At 65.6% G+C, this 14,424-nt stretch carries 12 protein-coding genes; 3 read left to right on the forward strand and 9 right to left on the reverse strand.

Annotated elements, in window-relative coordinates:
• Positions 1–76 precede the first annotated feature (76 nt).
• Positions 77–1,159, reverse strand: coding sequence for an AraC family transcriptional regulator (locus tag ABIC51_RS16470; protein WP_226128859.1), 1,083 nt, complete (start codon positions 1,157–1,159; stop codon positions 77–79).
• Between the two features lie 75 nt (positions 1,160–1,234).
• On the opposite strand from ABIC51_RS16470, the gene ABIC51_RS16475 reads away from it, so the two are divergent.
• A complete protein-coding gene (locus tag ABIC51_RS16475) occupies positions 1,235–3,268 on the forward strand; it encodes an NADPH-dependent 2,4-dienoyl-CoA reductase (RefSeq protein WP_226128858.1) in 2,034 nt (677 codons plus the stop codon).
• Between the two features lie 24 nt (positions 3,269–3,292).
• On the opposite strand, the gene ABIC51_RS16480 is transcribed toward ABIC51_RS16475, so the two are convergent.
• Positions 3,293–3,703, reverse strand: a complete 411-nt coding sequence (locus tag ABIC51_RS16480) for a DUF2471 family protein (protein ID WP_027790981.1) — start codon at positions 3,701–3,703, stop codon at positions 3,293–3,295.
• A 137-nt stretch (positions 3,704–3,840) separates the two neighbouring features.
• Positions 3,841–4,734, reverse strand: a complete 894-nt coding sequence (locus ABIC51_RS16485; RefSeq protein ID WP_021157299.1) for a LysR family transcriptional regulator — start codon at positions 4,732–4,734, stop codon at positions 3,841–3,843.
• Between the two features lie 86 nt (positions 4,735–4,820).
• Between ABIC51_RS16485 and ABIC51_RS16490 the strand changes: the two genes are divergently transcribed.
• Positions 4,821–5,606, forward strand: coding sequence for an NAD(P)H-dependent oxidoreductase (locus ABIC51_RS16490; protein WP_175898117.1), 786 nt, complete (start codon positions 4,821–4,823; stop codon positions 5,604–5,606).
• A gap of 10 nt (positions 5,607–5,616) precedes the next feature.
• Here ABIC51_RS16490 and tssE read toward each other — a convergent pair whose 3' ends face one another.
• The 6 genes from tssE to tssK all read right to left on the reverse strand — a co-directional run bounded on the left by tssE (position 5,617) and on the right by tssK (position 13,334).
• Positions 5,617–6,039 carry a type VI secretion system baseplate subunit TssE gene (gene tssE / locus ABIC51_RS16495; RefSeq protein WP_175862716.1) on the reverse strand — a complete coding sequence of 141 codons (423 nt, stop codon included), beginning with the start codon at positions 6,037–6,039 and terminating at the stop codon, positions 5,617–5,619.
• Entirely contained in the window at positions 6,036–8,750 is a 2,715-nt protein-coding gene (gene tssH / locus ABIC51_RS16500; protein WP_175862717.1) for a type VI secretion system ATPase TssH, read from the reverse strand. The genes tssE and tssH overlap by 4 nt, the downstream gene beginning before the upstream one ends.
• A gap of 139 nt (positions 8,751–8,889) precedes the next feature.
• Positions 8,890–9,375: an Hcp family type VI secretion system effector gene (locus tag ABIC51_RS16505; protein ID WP_006479553.1), complete on the reverse strand. Its 486-nt coding sequence runs from the start codon at positions 9,373–9,375 to the stop codon at positions 8,890–8,892.
• A gap of 94 nt (positions 9,376–9,469) precedes the next feature.
• Complete coding sequence (locus ABIC51_RS16510; protein ID WP_404841753.1) at positions 9,470–11,320, reverse strand: OmpA family protein; 1,851 nt, start codon at positions 11,318–11,320, stop codon at positions 9,470–9,472.
• A complete protein-coding gene (locus ABIC51_RS16515) occupies positions 11,230–11,985 on the reverse strand; it encodes a DotU family type IV/VI secretion system protein (protein ID WP_175829253.1) in 756 nt (251 codons plus the stop codon). The genes ABIC51_RS16510 and ABIC51_RS16515 overlap by 91 nt, the downstream gene beginning before the upstream one ends.
• Entirely contained in the window at positions 11,985–13,334 is a 1,350-nt protein-coding gene (tssK, locus tag ABIC51_RS16520) for a type VI secretion system baseplate subunit TssK (RefSeq protein WP_175898116.1), read from the reverse strand. Before tssK ends, ABIC51_RS16515 begins: the two co-directional genes overlap by 1 nt.
• A gap of 574 nt (positions 13,335–13,908) precedes the next feature.
• On the opposite strand from tssK, the gene tssB reads away from it, so the two are divergent.
• On the forward strand, positions 13,909–14,421 hold the full coding sequence (gene tssB / locus ABIC51_RS16525) for a type VI secretion system contractile sheath small subunit (RefSeq protein ID WP_034185094.1): 513 nt from the start codon (positions 13,909–13,911) through the stop codon (positions 14,419–14,421).
• Positions 14,422–14,424: the final 3 nt, after the last annotated feature.

Below are 14,424 nucleotides of genomic sequence, written 5' to 3' on the forward strand. Positions count from 1 at the left end.
CGGCGCCGCTTGGGCGTGGGATTGATCATACCGATGAAATCGCGGGCCGGCACCTCGTGCCGGTCGCGGCCCTGCGTCAGTCGCGTGCCGTGCCCGCAGCCGCCTCCCGGTAGGCGCTCGGCGTCTGCCCGGCCCAGCGCCGGAACGCACGCGTGAAATTCGCCGGGTCGGTGAATTGCAGCCGCTCGGCGATCGTCTTCAGGTCGAGATCCGACGCGGCGAGCAACTGCTTCGCGTCGCGAAACCGCGCTTCGTCGAGCAACTGCCGATAGCTCGACCCGGCTTCCTCGAGCCGGCGCCGCAGCGTGCGTGTCGACACGAGCAGCGCATCGGCGAGCGTCCCCGGCCCCGGGTAATCGCCGGCCCCGCGTGCCAGCTCCGCACGCGCGCGTTCGACCAGATCGCCTTCCTCCTGGCGCACCTGCGCATACTCACGCTCCACCTGCACGAGCGCCTGCCGGTGCGCGACTTCGTCGGCGAGCGGCAGCGGCCAGTCGAGCACGTCGCGCGCGATCCACAGCGCGTTGGCCGCGCAGCCGAATTCGACCGGCGGCAACTGGTCGCGATAGCGTGCGAAATAGGGCGGCTCCGGCCACGTGAATTGCAGCGCGATCGACGGCGACGCGCGCCCGGCCCATTGCGAGATGTTCTGCGCGAGCCCGGTCAGCACGAATTCGAACATCACGTGATGCTGCAGCACGGGGCTCGCCTGCACGCCGTGCAGTTCGAGCGTCGCGCCGCGTTCGTCCTCTTCATAGGTCAGGCGATATTGGCGGTTGCGCATCCGGAAGTAGCGCTGCGTGACGGATAGCGCCTCGCGGATGTCCCGCGCGGTCAGGGTCGCGTAGCCGAGAAAGCCGTGCACGGTCGGCTTCAGCAGCAGCCCGAACGCGAGCCCGATGCCCGGATCGCCGCCGATCTCGATCGCATTGAGCACGAGCCGCCCCCATTGCGACGGCGCGACGCGCGCGTCCGGTTCGGCCAGCACCGCATCGCGCAGGCCCGTGCCGGCGCGCACGGCGGCCAGGTCGACACCGCGCGCGGCAAGCGCCTGCAGCAGCAGGCGCGTGTAGGCGACCGGAATCGTCGGCCGGCGCAGCCCGAGGCGGTCCTTGGCGAGAGGGGAAGTCATGTCGTTTTGGCCGGAAATGACAAGCATTATGGCTGTTTGCCCCCTCACGTTCAAGGCGGCGCGCGCCTACGATGTCACGCATCGCTTACTGGCACGATCATCATGACGACACCCTTTCCCCACCTGCTCGCGCCGCTCGATCTCGGCTTCACGACGCTGAAGAACCGCGTCTTGATGGGCTCGATGCACACGGGCCTCGAGGACAGCCGCAAGACGCTGCCGCGGCTCGCCGAATATTTCGCCGAACGCGCGCGCGGCGGCGTGGGCCTGATCGTGACGGGCGGCTTCGCGCCGAACGTGGCCGGCTGGACCAAGCCGTTCGGCGGCACGCTGATGACGTCGGCCGCCGCGCGGCGCCATCGCGAGATCACCGGCGCCGTGCACGCAGAGGATGGCAAGATCGCGCTGCAGATCCTCCATACGGGCCGCTACGGTTATCACCCGTTCGCGGTCGCGCCGTCGAAGATCAAGTCGCCGATTTCGCCGTTCGCGCCGCACGAACTGAGCGCGCGCGGGGTCGAGCGGCAGATCCGCGCGTTCGTCCGTTGCGCGAAGCTCGCGCGTGAAGCCGGTTACGACGGCGTCGAGATCATGGGCTCCGAAGGCTACCTGATCAACCAGTTCATCTCGATGCATACGAACAAGCGCACCGACCAGTGGGGCGGGTCGTACGAGAACCGCGTCCGGCTGCCGATCGAGATCATCGAACGCACGCGCGAAGCGGTCGGCCGCGATTTCATCCTGATCTACCGGCTGTCGATGCTCGACCTGATTCCGGACGGCAGCGACTGGAGCGAAACCGTGCAGCTCGCGAAGGCCGTCGAGCGCGCGGGCGCGACCATCATCAACACGGGGATCGGCTGGCACGAGGCGCGCGTGCCGACGATCGCGACGTCGGTGCCGCGCGGCGCGTTCGCGTGGGTGACGAAGAAGATGAAGGGCGAGGTCGGCATTCCGCTCGTGACCACCAACCGGATCAATCGCCCCGAAGTGGCCGAGCAGATCCTCGCGGACGGCTGCGCGGACATGGTGTCGATGGCGCGCCCGCTGCTCGCGGATGCCGAGTTCGTGATCAAGGCCGCACAGGGCCGCGCCGACGAGATCAACACCTGTATCGGCTGCAACCAGGCGTGTCTCGATCACGCGTTCAAGAACAAGATCGCGTCGTGCCTGCTGAATCCGCGTGCATGCCACGAGACGGAGCTGAAATACACGCCCGCGCCGCAGCCGAAGCGCATCGCGGTGGTGGGCGCGGGGCCGGCCGGGCTCGCGTGCTCGACCGTGCTCGCGCAGCGCGGCCATCGGGTCGACCTGTTCGACGGCGCGGCCGAGATCGGCGGCCAGTTCAACATGGCCAAGCGGATTCCGGGCAAGGAGGAGTTTCACGAAGCGCTGAGCTACTTCGGCCGCCAGGTCGAGCTGACCGGCGTGAACCTGCACCTGAACCGCCGCGTCGACGCAAGCGACCTGATCGCGGGCGGCTACGACGAAATCGTGCTCGCAACGGGCGTCGCGCCCCGCGACCCGAAGATTCCGGGGCAGGACGGGCCGAATGTGCTCAGCTACATCGACGTGCTCGCGGGCAGGCAGCCGGTCGGTCGGCGTGTCGCGGTGGTCGGGGCGGGCGGGATCGGCTTTGATGTCGCCGAGTATCTGGTGCAGGACGGCGAATCGCCGGCGCTCGATCTGGACGAGTGGAAGGCCGAGTGGGGCGTGACCGACCCGGCCGCGACGCGTGGCGGCGTGACGCGTGCGCAGGTCACGGCGCCGGCGCGTGAAGTGACGCTGCTGCAGCGCAAGGCCGCGCCGCTCGGCAAGGGGCTCGGCAAGACGACCGGCTGGATTCATCGCGCGACGCTGAAGATGAAGCAGGTGAAGATGATCGGCGGCGTGAACTACGAATTGATCGATGCGCGCGGGCTGCACGTGTCGTACGGCGAGCAGCGCACCGATCACGAGCTGATCGAAGCCGACACGATCGTGCTCTGCACGGGGCAGGAGCCGCAGCGCGCGTTGCTCGCGCCGTTGCAGGCGGCCGGGCGTTCCGTGCACCTGATCGGCGGAGCGGAACTGGCCGCCGAACTCGACGCGAAGCGCGCGATCGATCAGGGTGCGCGCCTCGCGGCACGGCTGTAACGGGACGGCCGCGCGTCGCCGCCGTCACTCCATCTCGGCGTGTTGCGTCTCGCGCTCTTCCGCTTCCAGCATCGCCTTGACGATCAGATAAACGGCGGGCAAATCGTCGTCGTCGCGCTTCCAGTCGACGGCTTCCTCGACGTCCGCGGCGACCATCCGGCTGTCGCGCAGCCGGATGAAGGCGTCGACGACCGTCGGATCGTTGCGGTTCAGGAAGCCGGAGTTCGAGAACGCCAGCTCCTCGACATTCAGCAGCGCCTGCCAGCTCATCGTGCGGACGGCGGCCGGGTGGCTGCGGCGCCGCAAGCCGAGCGCCCGCTGCGCGGGGCCGCCGACGACACGCTGAAGATCGACGACCGCCTGCCGCGCGGCGCGCTCGAAGTGGACGGGATTGAAGCCGGGTTGCTCGGGATCGAATGCGGATGACTGAAACATGGTCGCCTCACTAAAGACCGCCTCGGGGACGGAATTCGGGTCAAATGACGCAGAAACACTGTAAATATATACAGTGATCGGCGCACTTTCAAGCCCCCGATGACAGCAGATGGCAGCCGTCCGGCAACCGGGCCGTGTCAGACCGCCGCCGCGATGGTCTCCCGCAGCCACCGGTGTGCCGGATCGCGATGCACGCGCTCGTGCCACAGCATCGACATTTCATAGCCGGGCACCTCGACCGGTGCGTCCACCACACGCAACGCAGGCACGTCGCGCACCAGTCGCTCGGGCAGCATCGCGACGAGATCGGTGCTCGCGACGGCCGACATCACGAACAGAAAATGCGGCACGGACAGCACGACGCGCCGCACGGCACCGACCTTTGCGAGCGCTTCGTCCGTCACGCCGAAGAAGCCGCCGCCATCGGGCGACACGATCACGTGTTCGAGCGTGCCGAACTGCGCGAGCGTCGGGCGCCGCTTCAGCTTCGGATGCCCAGCGCGGCCGATGAGCACATAACGCTCGACGAACAGCGGCAGGCGCCGCATGCCGGCCGGCGACCCTTCCGTCGTATGAAAGGCGAGGTCGATGCCGTTTCGTTCGGCGTCCTGCTCGATGCGCGGCGGCGCGAGTTCGACGACGGCGAGCCGCGTGCCGGGCGCGGCCGAGCGCAGCGTGTGCAGCGCGGGCAGCACGATCGTCGATTCGCCGTAGTCGGTCGCGGCCACGCGCCACGTGTTCGTCGCGGTCGCCGGATCGAACGGTGTGGCCGGAACCACCGCGCGCTCGACGGCTTCGAGCGCATCGCGCAACGGCTCGCGCAGCGTTTCCGCACGCGCGGTCGGCCGCATCCCGCGCGGCCCCGGCAACAGCAGCGGATCGCCGAACAGGTCGCGCAGTTTTTGCAACTGCACGCTCACCGACGGCTGCGACATGTTCAGTTTCTCGGCCGCGCGCGTGACGTTGTGCTCGGCGAGCAGCACGTCCAGCGTGACGAGCAGGTTCAGGTCGAGTCGTCTGAGATTATTCATGGCTATACCTGGAATATCAGGAATTCATTTCAAATATACCTTCGACGGCGGCATCCTGTAGTCATTCAATCAAAGGAGTGACGAACATGAATGTGCTGATCGTTTATGCCCATCCCGAACCGCGTTCGCTGAACGGCGCGCTGCGCGACTTTGCCGTCGAGCATCTCGAAGCGGCCGGCCACGCGGTGCAGGTGACGGATCTGTATGCGATGAACTGGAAGGCGGCGTTCGACGCGAACGACGTGACCGGTCGCGCACCCGACGCGCGGTTCGATCCGTCGCTCGACTCGAAGCACGCATTCGCGGCCGGCACGCAAAGCGAAGATATCGCGCGCGAGCAGGAGAAGCTGAAGTGGGCCGACGCGGTGATCCTGCAGTTTCCGCTGTGGTGGTTCTCGATGCCGGCGATCATGAAGGGCTGGGTCGAGCGTGTGTATGCGTACGGTTTTGCTTACGGCGTCGGCGAGCATTCGGAGACGCGCTGGGGCAACCGCTACGGCGAAGGGGCGCTGGCCGGCAAGCGGGCGATGCTGATCGTCACGGCAGGCGGGTGGGAATCGCACTACAGCCCGCGCGGCATCAACGGGCCGATCGACGACGTGCTGTTTCCGATCCAGCACGGGATCTTGTATTACCCGGGATTCGACGTGCTGCCGCCGTTCGTGATCTACCGGACGGGCAAGATGAACGACGCGCGCTTCGACGAAACGCGTGCGGCGCTCGGCAAGCGTCTCGATGCGTTGTGGACCGCGCAGCCGATTCCGTTCCGGCGACAGAACGCGGGCGATTACGAGATTCCGGCGTTGACGCTGAAGGAGAAGGTCGCGCCGGGGAAGGCGGGGTTTGGGGCGCATCTTGCGCACGGGCACTGATTGCGCGCGATCATGACCGGTCGATACGTCGTTCGACGCGCAGGCGGCCCGGCGGCTCGAAGTAGGTGCCGAAACGCACGAGCCCGGCGTTCTTCAGGTGGCACGTCATCTCGAAGCTGACCAGGATCCCGGGATCGTGATTGTCGACGATCCCGACGTCGATCGAGCGAATGCGCGGCTCGTATTTCAGCAGCTTCGCTTCCATCTGCTGCTTGAGCAAGTGCGCGGATGCGGGCAGTGCCTTGTAGATGTTCGTGAGGTCGGGTAGCCCGTAGTCGGGCAGGTGCTTGAGCGCACCGGCCCGCGTATTGAGAATGCGACGTACGTTCTGCTGCACGCTCAGGCATTCGAGCGTCCGGTCGTCGTAGGCGCCGATCGGTGCGCCGCCGATCTGGCCGAGCAGCATGTCGTAGAGCGAGGGGCCGGCGGTCATCGGTCGCTCCATCGTGTAGTGCCGGTATCGCCGGCCGCCGGCGCGTCGATGAAGTCGATCGTCAACGATCCTTCGGCGGTGGCCGACAACAGGATTTGCCGTGGCGCAGTGCCGGATTCCATCCGTCCGAGCAGTTCGCGGGACACGACCGGCAGCACGCGCTGGTTCAGGAACGCGTCGACGCTGCGTGCGCCGGATTCGCGCGACACGCAATGCTGTGCGATCGATTCGATCAGATCGTCCGCACATGTCAGTGTCACCGCGTGATGCCGATGGAGGCGCTCGGCGATCCTGTCCAGCTTGATCCGCACGATCGGCGCGAGTGCCGCCGCGCCGAGCGGCCGATAGACGAGTGTCTGAAAGCGTGCGAGCAGTGCAGGCTGGAAATGAGCGACCAGCTGAGGATGAACGGCTTCGCGCAGCGCTTCGCGCGTGATTGCTGGATCCTCGGCCGTTGCATCGTCGATTTGCGCGCTGCCGAGATTGGACGTCATCACGATCACGCAATTGCGGAAATCGATCTCGCGTCCCTCGCCGTCGCGCATCGTGCCGCGGTCGAACACCTGATAGAAAATGTCGAGCACGTCGCGATGCGCTTTCTCCACTTCGTCCAGCAGCACGACGCTGTACGGACGCTGACGCACGGCTTCGGTCAGGACACCGCCGCGTCCGTAACCGACGTAGCCGGGCGGCGAGCCCTTGAGCTGCGATACCGTATGCGCCTCCTGGTACTCGGACAAATTGATCGTCGTCAGTGCGGCTTCGCCGCCGAACAACAGGTCGGCGAGTGCCAGCGCGGTTTCGGTCTTGCCGACGCCGGACGGCCCGGTGAGCAGGAACACGCCGAGCGGTGCGTGCTCGTTCTTCAGGCCGGCCTTGGCGGTGCGCAGGCTCTCCGCCAGCGCGCCGATCGCATCGTCCTGCGCAACCACGCGCGCAGCGAGCGTCGCTTCGAGCGTGAGCAGGCTTCGCAGTTCGTCGTCGACGAGATTGCCGACCGGCACACCGGTCCATTCAGCGACAACGCGCGCGATGGATTGCGCGTCAACGTCGGCGGCGATCATCGGCGACTTGCCCTGAACGGTCGACAGCGCATCGATGGCATTGGAAATGGCCGCTGGATCAGGCGCGGGGCCGGTCGCGCCGCGAAGGGTGCGCAAGACGTCGACGAGTTCGCGTTCTCGCGTGTACTGGCCGAGCAGCGTGTCTGCGGTGTCGCGCACGGCGTCGTGTTCCGCGTCGATCGTGGTGCGCTGCTCGGCGATGTCACCGATCCCGGCACGGGAATCCGCATCGAGCGCGGCGCGTTCCAGTTCGAGTGCCGTCAGTGTCGCGCGTGCCTGCTGCAGCTCCACTGGCGGCACGTCGAGCGCCATGCGCACGCGCGCGGCCGCCGTGTCGATCAGATCGACGGCCTTGTCCGGTAGTTGCCGGGCCGGAATGTAGCGGCGTGACAGCCGCACGGCCGCGACGATCGCCTCGTCGCGAATGTGGACGTCGTGATGCTTCGCATAGCGGCTTGCGAGCCCGCGCAGCATCAGGCAGGCCGTGTGGTCGTTCGGCTCGTCGACCTTGATGACCTGGAAGCGCCGTTCGAGCGCGGCATCGCGTTCGAAATATTCCTTGTACTCGGCCCACGTGGTTGCCGCGACCGTGCGCAACTCGCCGCGCGCCAGCGCCGGCTTGAGCAGGTTGGCGGCGTCGGCGCCACCCGCCGCGTTGCCCGCGCCGATCAGCGTATGTGCTTCGTCGATGAACAGCAGGATGGGTGTCGTCGATGTCCGCACCTCGTCGATCACGTTCTTCAGCCGTTGCTCGAATTCGCCCTTCACGCCTGCGCCGGCCTGCAGCAAGCTGAGGTCGAGCGTCAGGATGCGCGTGTCGCGGATCGTTTCCGGAACGCTGCCTTCGATCACGCGCAACGCGAGCCCTTCGACCAGCGCGGTCTTGCCGACGCCAGGCTCGCCAACGAGGATCGGGTTGTTCTTGCGGCGGCGCGACAGCACGTCGATCATCTGCCGGATCTCCCGGTCTCGGCCGAAGACGGGGTCGATCTCGCCACGGCGGGCCTTTTCGGTCAGGTCGAGCGCAAAGCGCGCGAGGGCGTTGTCGTCGGCGGCGCGAGATGGTGCGTGCCGATCGTGACGATCGATGGAGGTTTCCGACTCTGCATGGCTGGCACGATCGACGGTTGGCGACGTTTTCGGCTGCAACGTCATTTCATCGGACGCGTTCTCGGATGAACGTCGCCCGATCCGGGGCAGCACGCGCCGGATCTGCGCGCTTGAAACCGACAACAGCGGCCACGCACGTTGCGTGCGCAAGACGTGTGGCGCGTCGACGATCGCCTGCAGCAGGTGGCCCGAGCGAATGGTGCCGTCGGATTCGTCCGACACCGCATGCGTCCACGCATCCTCGATCACCGTGGCGAGTTGCCGTGACAGCGCCGGCATGCCGCGCAACGTGCGTGGCATGCGGTCGATCACGTCGATCAACGCATCCCACACCGCATCGATATCGAGATCGTAGTGGCGCAGGATCGCCGGAATGTCGCCGTCTTCCGCTTCGATCAGTTTGAGCACCCAGTGCTCGACCGCGATTTCGTCCGCGAGCCGGGTCTGGCACAGGCTCGCGGCGGCTTCGAGCGCGCGCGTGCAATGGGGATTGAGTCGGCGAATGAGATGGGAGGCGTCCCGGATAGGCGGCGTCATGTCGATAGCGGATCAGGAAGGGAGGAAGGCGTGCATCGGGCGGTGCCAATGCGAACCGAAGGGTGCGACTGAGAATGGGCGATCGGCAGAGCGGAACCCGGCGCGCGGGCGTGCCGGATTCCGCCAGTCGGTCAACGCATCAGGAACGTTCGTTCCACGTGTCCTTGTGGATAATGTTGCCGTCCTTGTACGACCACGTGATCGTCTCGTAGCGCAGTTCGACGTCTTCGAGATGATTGTGTTTCTCGTAGTCGGGGTTCTTGATGTCGAGCATCTTCGGCTTCACGGCGACGATCTTCACGTTGTCGAGCTTCGTGTTGAAGTACTCCTTCTCCTTGCCCGCGTCGTCGATCTTGTACCACTTGATCTCGACCGACTTCAGCGTCTGGCCGCTCGTCACGGCCTTGTACAGATAGGGCGTCGACGCGTCCGTCTCTTTCGTCAGCGTGATCGGCTTGTGCACGCGCGTGCCGGTGAGCTTGCCCGTGTTGCCGTCGGTCGGAATGTGCACGCCGTGATCGAACGCGACCAGTTCGACGCTGCCTTCGCGATCCTGGACGGTCACCGAACCCTTGATGTCCGCACCGCCGTCGTCCTTGAGCCACATGTAGGCCGGAATTGCCATTTGTTCACTCCTTCTTCTTCGTACTGCGAATCGCCGGAACCGGAGCCCGGCGCTGATAAACCCGGGGCGGATGCCCCGGGAACCAAAACGCGTGTTACATCGCGGTGCGGATCGAAGCGGACGGCGCCGGGATATCGGGCACCAGCGTGATTTCGACCCGACGATTCTTCGCCCGCCCTTCGGGTGTCGCGTTGTCCGCCACCGGTCGCGTATCGCCATAGCCCTGAATCGCGAATTGCGTCGTCGGCAAGCCCGATGCATCGACGAGCCAGTCGCGCACGGCGGTCGCGCGGTCGATCGACAGCTTCAGGTTGCGGTCGGGGCGGCCCTGATCGTCCGCATAACCGGCGACAAGCACGCGCTTGCCGGGATGCGCCTTGATCAGTTCAAGCGCATCGACCATCGCGCGCGTGGTACCCGGCTTCAGCTGCGCTTTGCCGCTGTCGAACAGCGACATGGTGTCCAGCGTGACGACGGCGGGCGGCGGCGCGGGCGGTTCGTAGGAGGCGATCGCGTCGTTGAGCATCGGCAGCAGTCGAGCGCCGCGATACATGCCGAACGACAGTCGGAGTGGAACGCCGATGCGGGCATACCGGTCGAGTTCGTCGCGGTCCGACGAAAGGAATTTGAGTGCGGCGCACTTCGCGGCGTCTTGCGCAGCGGGGAGGCGGTTGTAGCGCTCGACGTGTTCGCCGATTCGGGTCATCAGCGTTTCGTTGTTTTTCGCGGCGCCGCTGACGGCGGCGATGGCCGCGCAGGCAGCGATCGCAACGACATGCGCGACTGCGGTGATGCGTGGTGATCGCCACGACCGGCGCGGCATCGCATCGATCAGCGGCTGCGGCAGCGGCCATGGAGAAGGCGATGCAGGTAGCGCGGCTGGTGCGATGCCGGTGCGAGATCGGACTTCACGTTCCCATGGCTTGCCGGGGCCCGTCGCGGGGCCATGGTCGATCCAGCCGGCGCCGAACAACGGCCAGGGCGTCGCAGGCTGGCGTCGGTCCGTCAGCGTGTCGAACACGATTCGGCGAGTCCATCCGATTATTGCTCCGATGCCGGCGGCGCGTGCCGCGACTGAGTGGCTTCCGTCGGCATGGAGGGCATCGGATTCGGCTGCGTCGATCGCGGAGTCGAAACGGTGCGTGTCCGCGATCGGCGAGCCTGCCGATACGCCATACCACTGGGGCGCAGGCCCCGCTGAAACGGCTGAATCGGAGAGCCGCTGATAGATCGCGACGTAGCCCGGCAGCGATGCGCCAAGCAGGCGCGACGTGTCTGCAACCGCCTGCCGGATGACGCGCAGCGTTTGCGACACCACATCGTCGTTCGCATGAAGTCCCGGCGCGACCGACAACACGACGCAATCGGGCGCATGACCGTCCCGCCACTGGCGGACGGCGACGGCGAGACGGGGAAGATCCTGGGGGCGATCGGCCCGCAACCAGATGGCGCCGTCGCCGACGTGGACGAAACGCGACCGGGTTGCGTCGCGATCGAACAGGGCGGGCAGGCTGTCCCCGGTGACGAGGGCGAGCGGCATCCTGGTGCGCAGCGCGACGGGCAGGTCGGCGGTCGCCGCGCCGAGTTGCCCAAGCACGTGCACGTTCCGTTCGCGAGCATGCGTCAACCTGCGCGAACGCAACCAGACGATCAGCGCAGAAAGCGCGACGACGATCGCACCCCATCCCCACATGACGCCGCGGTCGACGGGCAAAACCCATCCGATGACGGCAAGGGCCAATGCGGCTGATATCATCACGACCGTGCGCAGCGGGTAGCCGAGGCCCGACAGGGCCGCGCGGGCGGCATCGGAGTCGGCGCGTGTTGCCGCCGGCGGGAGAACAGTATCGGAAGTCACGGCCGCTTCGCTTTCTGGACGAGTTGTGCCAGTTCCGCGTCGAGGATGCGATCCCACGCGAACCACACGCATATCGCGATCACGCATGCCGTCCCCGCAATCGCCCACGGCGACAGGCGTCTGAGCCGATCGATCAGCCGCGCGTTCGAGCGGTCGGTGACGAACCCCGGCTGCGCGACCGGTCGCAACTGATCGATCTGAGTGACCAACGCAGCGATCACGGCCTGACGTTTCGCTTCGCCGTCGTGGGCTTCCGCCGAGAGGCCCGAACGGGCAGCGTAACGGCCGCGGAACCCGAGGCCGAGCACGGCCGCATAGCATTCGAGCAGGTCGACGTTCGGGGCGGGTTCGCGCATCCGGTGATCGAGGCGCTCGTAGATGCGGGTTCCCGCGTCGTGAGTGCCGAAGCGCTCGACCTGCAGCGGTCGGGACTCCCAGTTCCCCTTGTCCGACGCGGGAAGGTAACGCAATGCCGCTTCATCGATCAGCCCGCATTGGGCGAGGACGGCGTCGTCCCGGATATCGGCGGCGATCCCTTGCGCATCGAGTGCCGTCGCGAACTGCGCGATGAGCCTGATGCACTGCTGACGCAGGTTCTCCTGGCTGTCGATCTGCCCACCGTTCGACAGGTGGGTAACGAGCAGCGCGGTATCGCGCAGCAGCGCCCGCATCGAAGGCCGGGGCGAGCGGCCGGACGATGGCTCCCGCGCCAGCAGCGCGGATTCGTGACGAGTGGAGACGATGGCATTCATCAGCGCAGCACCGCATAGAGTTCGATCGACGCGTCCGGAATCGACGCGGGCAGGTAGATCTGGCACGCGCGTGCGGCGAGCATCCGCGCATGAGCGGCGTCATGCGCATCGAGCGCGAAATAGTGGTTGTCCAGCCGGACCGGAATGGCGCCCGGCACTCGCTGCACCGCCTTGAGCGGAATGCCGGCCACCGCGGAATTGACGATGTGCTCGACGTCGTCCGGCGCGCCGATCTTGCACAGGCGCGGAAACTGTTCGACGAGCTCGAATGCCGGCAGCGCGGCGTTGACGGACAGGTACCAGTCCGCTGAGCCTTCGATGATGCGCTCGTCACGGAACTGGCCGGCCCAGGTTGTCGGTGTCGTGTGCGAAAGCCCGATCGACAAGACGCGCGACGGGATGATCGCGTCCAGCAGATCGCGGATCAGCGATTCGAGCGTCGCGAAGACCTCATGTGCACCGGCATGGTCGTAGGGCGGAATGTCGGTCAGCGACACGCGCGTCGAAAACGTGGTCAGCGATCCTGCCAACTGGGCGAGTACCTGGTACAGGCGATCCGTGGGCTGCGCCGGATGCGACGCGAGGAAGCGCAATTGCGGCCACGCTTGATGAATGCAGTGCAGGAGCCAGAAGAGCTGGACGTCGGCGACGCCGTATTCGGCCACCTGCTCGATCCGCTCGCTGCGACGCGCGCCGAGGAGCGCGCTTTTGGCGGCGAGGATATCCGCAAGCCGCCGGATGCGCTCGATATGCAGTGCATGACCCGACAGCGACAGACAGGGTGGCACATAGCCGCGATCGATCTGGAACTGACCGCTCGTCGTGCGCGTCAGGCGGGCAATCGCGCATGCCGTATCGTCCGCGTGCGATTCATAGCCGTACAGCAACCGGACCGCGTGGCGCTCGGCGGCGATTTCGGTTTCCGCCGTGCCGTTCAGGTCCGTCACCTTCACGAATTCGCGGTACGCGCGACGCGGGCGGGCCAGCGCCGTTTCGTCGAAACGGCAGTTGCTGCCGTTCGCATCGGGCAGCGCGAGTGCGGCGAGCACCTCGACGGTCTGGGTATCGGCAGGAATTTCGCCGACGAGGTCGCGAGCGGGCGGCAATGCGTCTGCGATGGTCGTGTCTAGCGGCGTGCCATCCGGGAAGCGCAGTTGCAGCCGCGTGAGCTTCAGGCGGCCGGAGGCCAGTGCTTCTTCGTCGACGTCGATGTTCAGCGTTCCCCATGGCGATACGGCGATGGCCGACGCCAGTTGTTGCAGCGCGAACCCGTTCCAGCGGTCCTGCTGCTGGAAATGCTGCTGCGTAAGAATCAGCCCTTCATGCCAGAGCGGCTTTTCGATCCGCATGGTGTGGTCTATATCGATTAGGAATTATGAGGCGCCGATTCTATACAGCATTTCCTGATTTCGTATACCCCGTGATTTTGCGATTCTTTAAAGAATGTGTCGTTTATATTGAGACAAGAGGGTGATTAATTTTGAGATTTTTTGGGTGGGTGAATGTTTTGCGCGCGCGGGTTATGGGTGAGCTGTTTTATTGAGATGAATGTGATCGGTGTGGTTGGTATTTTTTCATAAACATCAATCGCTTGCGTGGCATGTTTTATTATTTGAGACTGGTTGCCTGTTTGGGCTGGTCTCGGCCCGGTGGGGTGGGGGCTGGATTTCGTATTTGGACTAGTCTTATTCCGGAAATTCCGCGCGCGGTTAGTGATCGTTTTTTGATTTTGGTGGTTTACTTCATGTGAAAGGGCGTGATATTTTTTGCCGCCTGAATCGGATGTCGTGCCGCGAATATCCGATTCGGTCGTCCGTCAATACGTGTTGCGGGGTTCAGCAAAGGTGACGTGCACGACAGTGCACCGGCGGTTGCGGGTGCGCATCGCGGAGTCTTCAAGCTTCCTTAGATAAGGAGAACGAATTGGATAGCTTTCAGCGAGAGATCCCGAAGAGCCGGGTGTCGATCACCCTTGATCTGCATACGGGCGGGGCGCAAAAGAAGGTCGAGCTGCCGCTGAAGCTGCTGGTGGCGGGCGACTTCAGCGCCGGCCGCGAGCAGGCGCCGCTGGCCGAGCGGAAGAAAGTGAACATCGACAAGAACAACTTCGATGCCGTACTGGCCGACTACGCACCGGATCTCAAGATCGCTGCGGACAACACGCTGGCCGGCGATGGTTCGGAGTTGCCCGTCAACCTGTCGTTCCGGTCGATCAAGGATTTCGAGCCCGAGCAGGTGGCGCGCCAGATTCCGGAGCTTCAGGCGCTGCTCGCGATGCGCAATCTGTTGCGCGACCTCAAGTCGAACCTGCTCGACAACGGCACGTTCCGTCGCGAGTTCGAGAAGGTGCTGAAGGACGACCGCCTGTCCGCGAAGCTTCGTGGCGAACTCGCGCAGATCGCGACCGCCGCGACGCAGCCGGAAGGGCATGCGTGAGCG

This window comes from Burkholderia sp. 572 (assembly GCF_040545135.1).
GTDB classification, from domain to species: Bacteria; Pseudomonadota; Gammaproteobacteria; order Burkholderiales; family Burkholderiaceae; genus Burkholderia; species Burkholderia cepacia.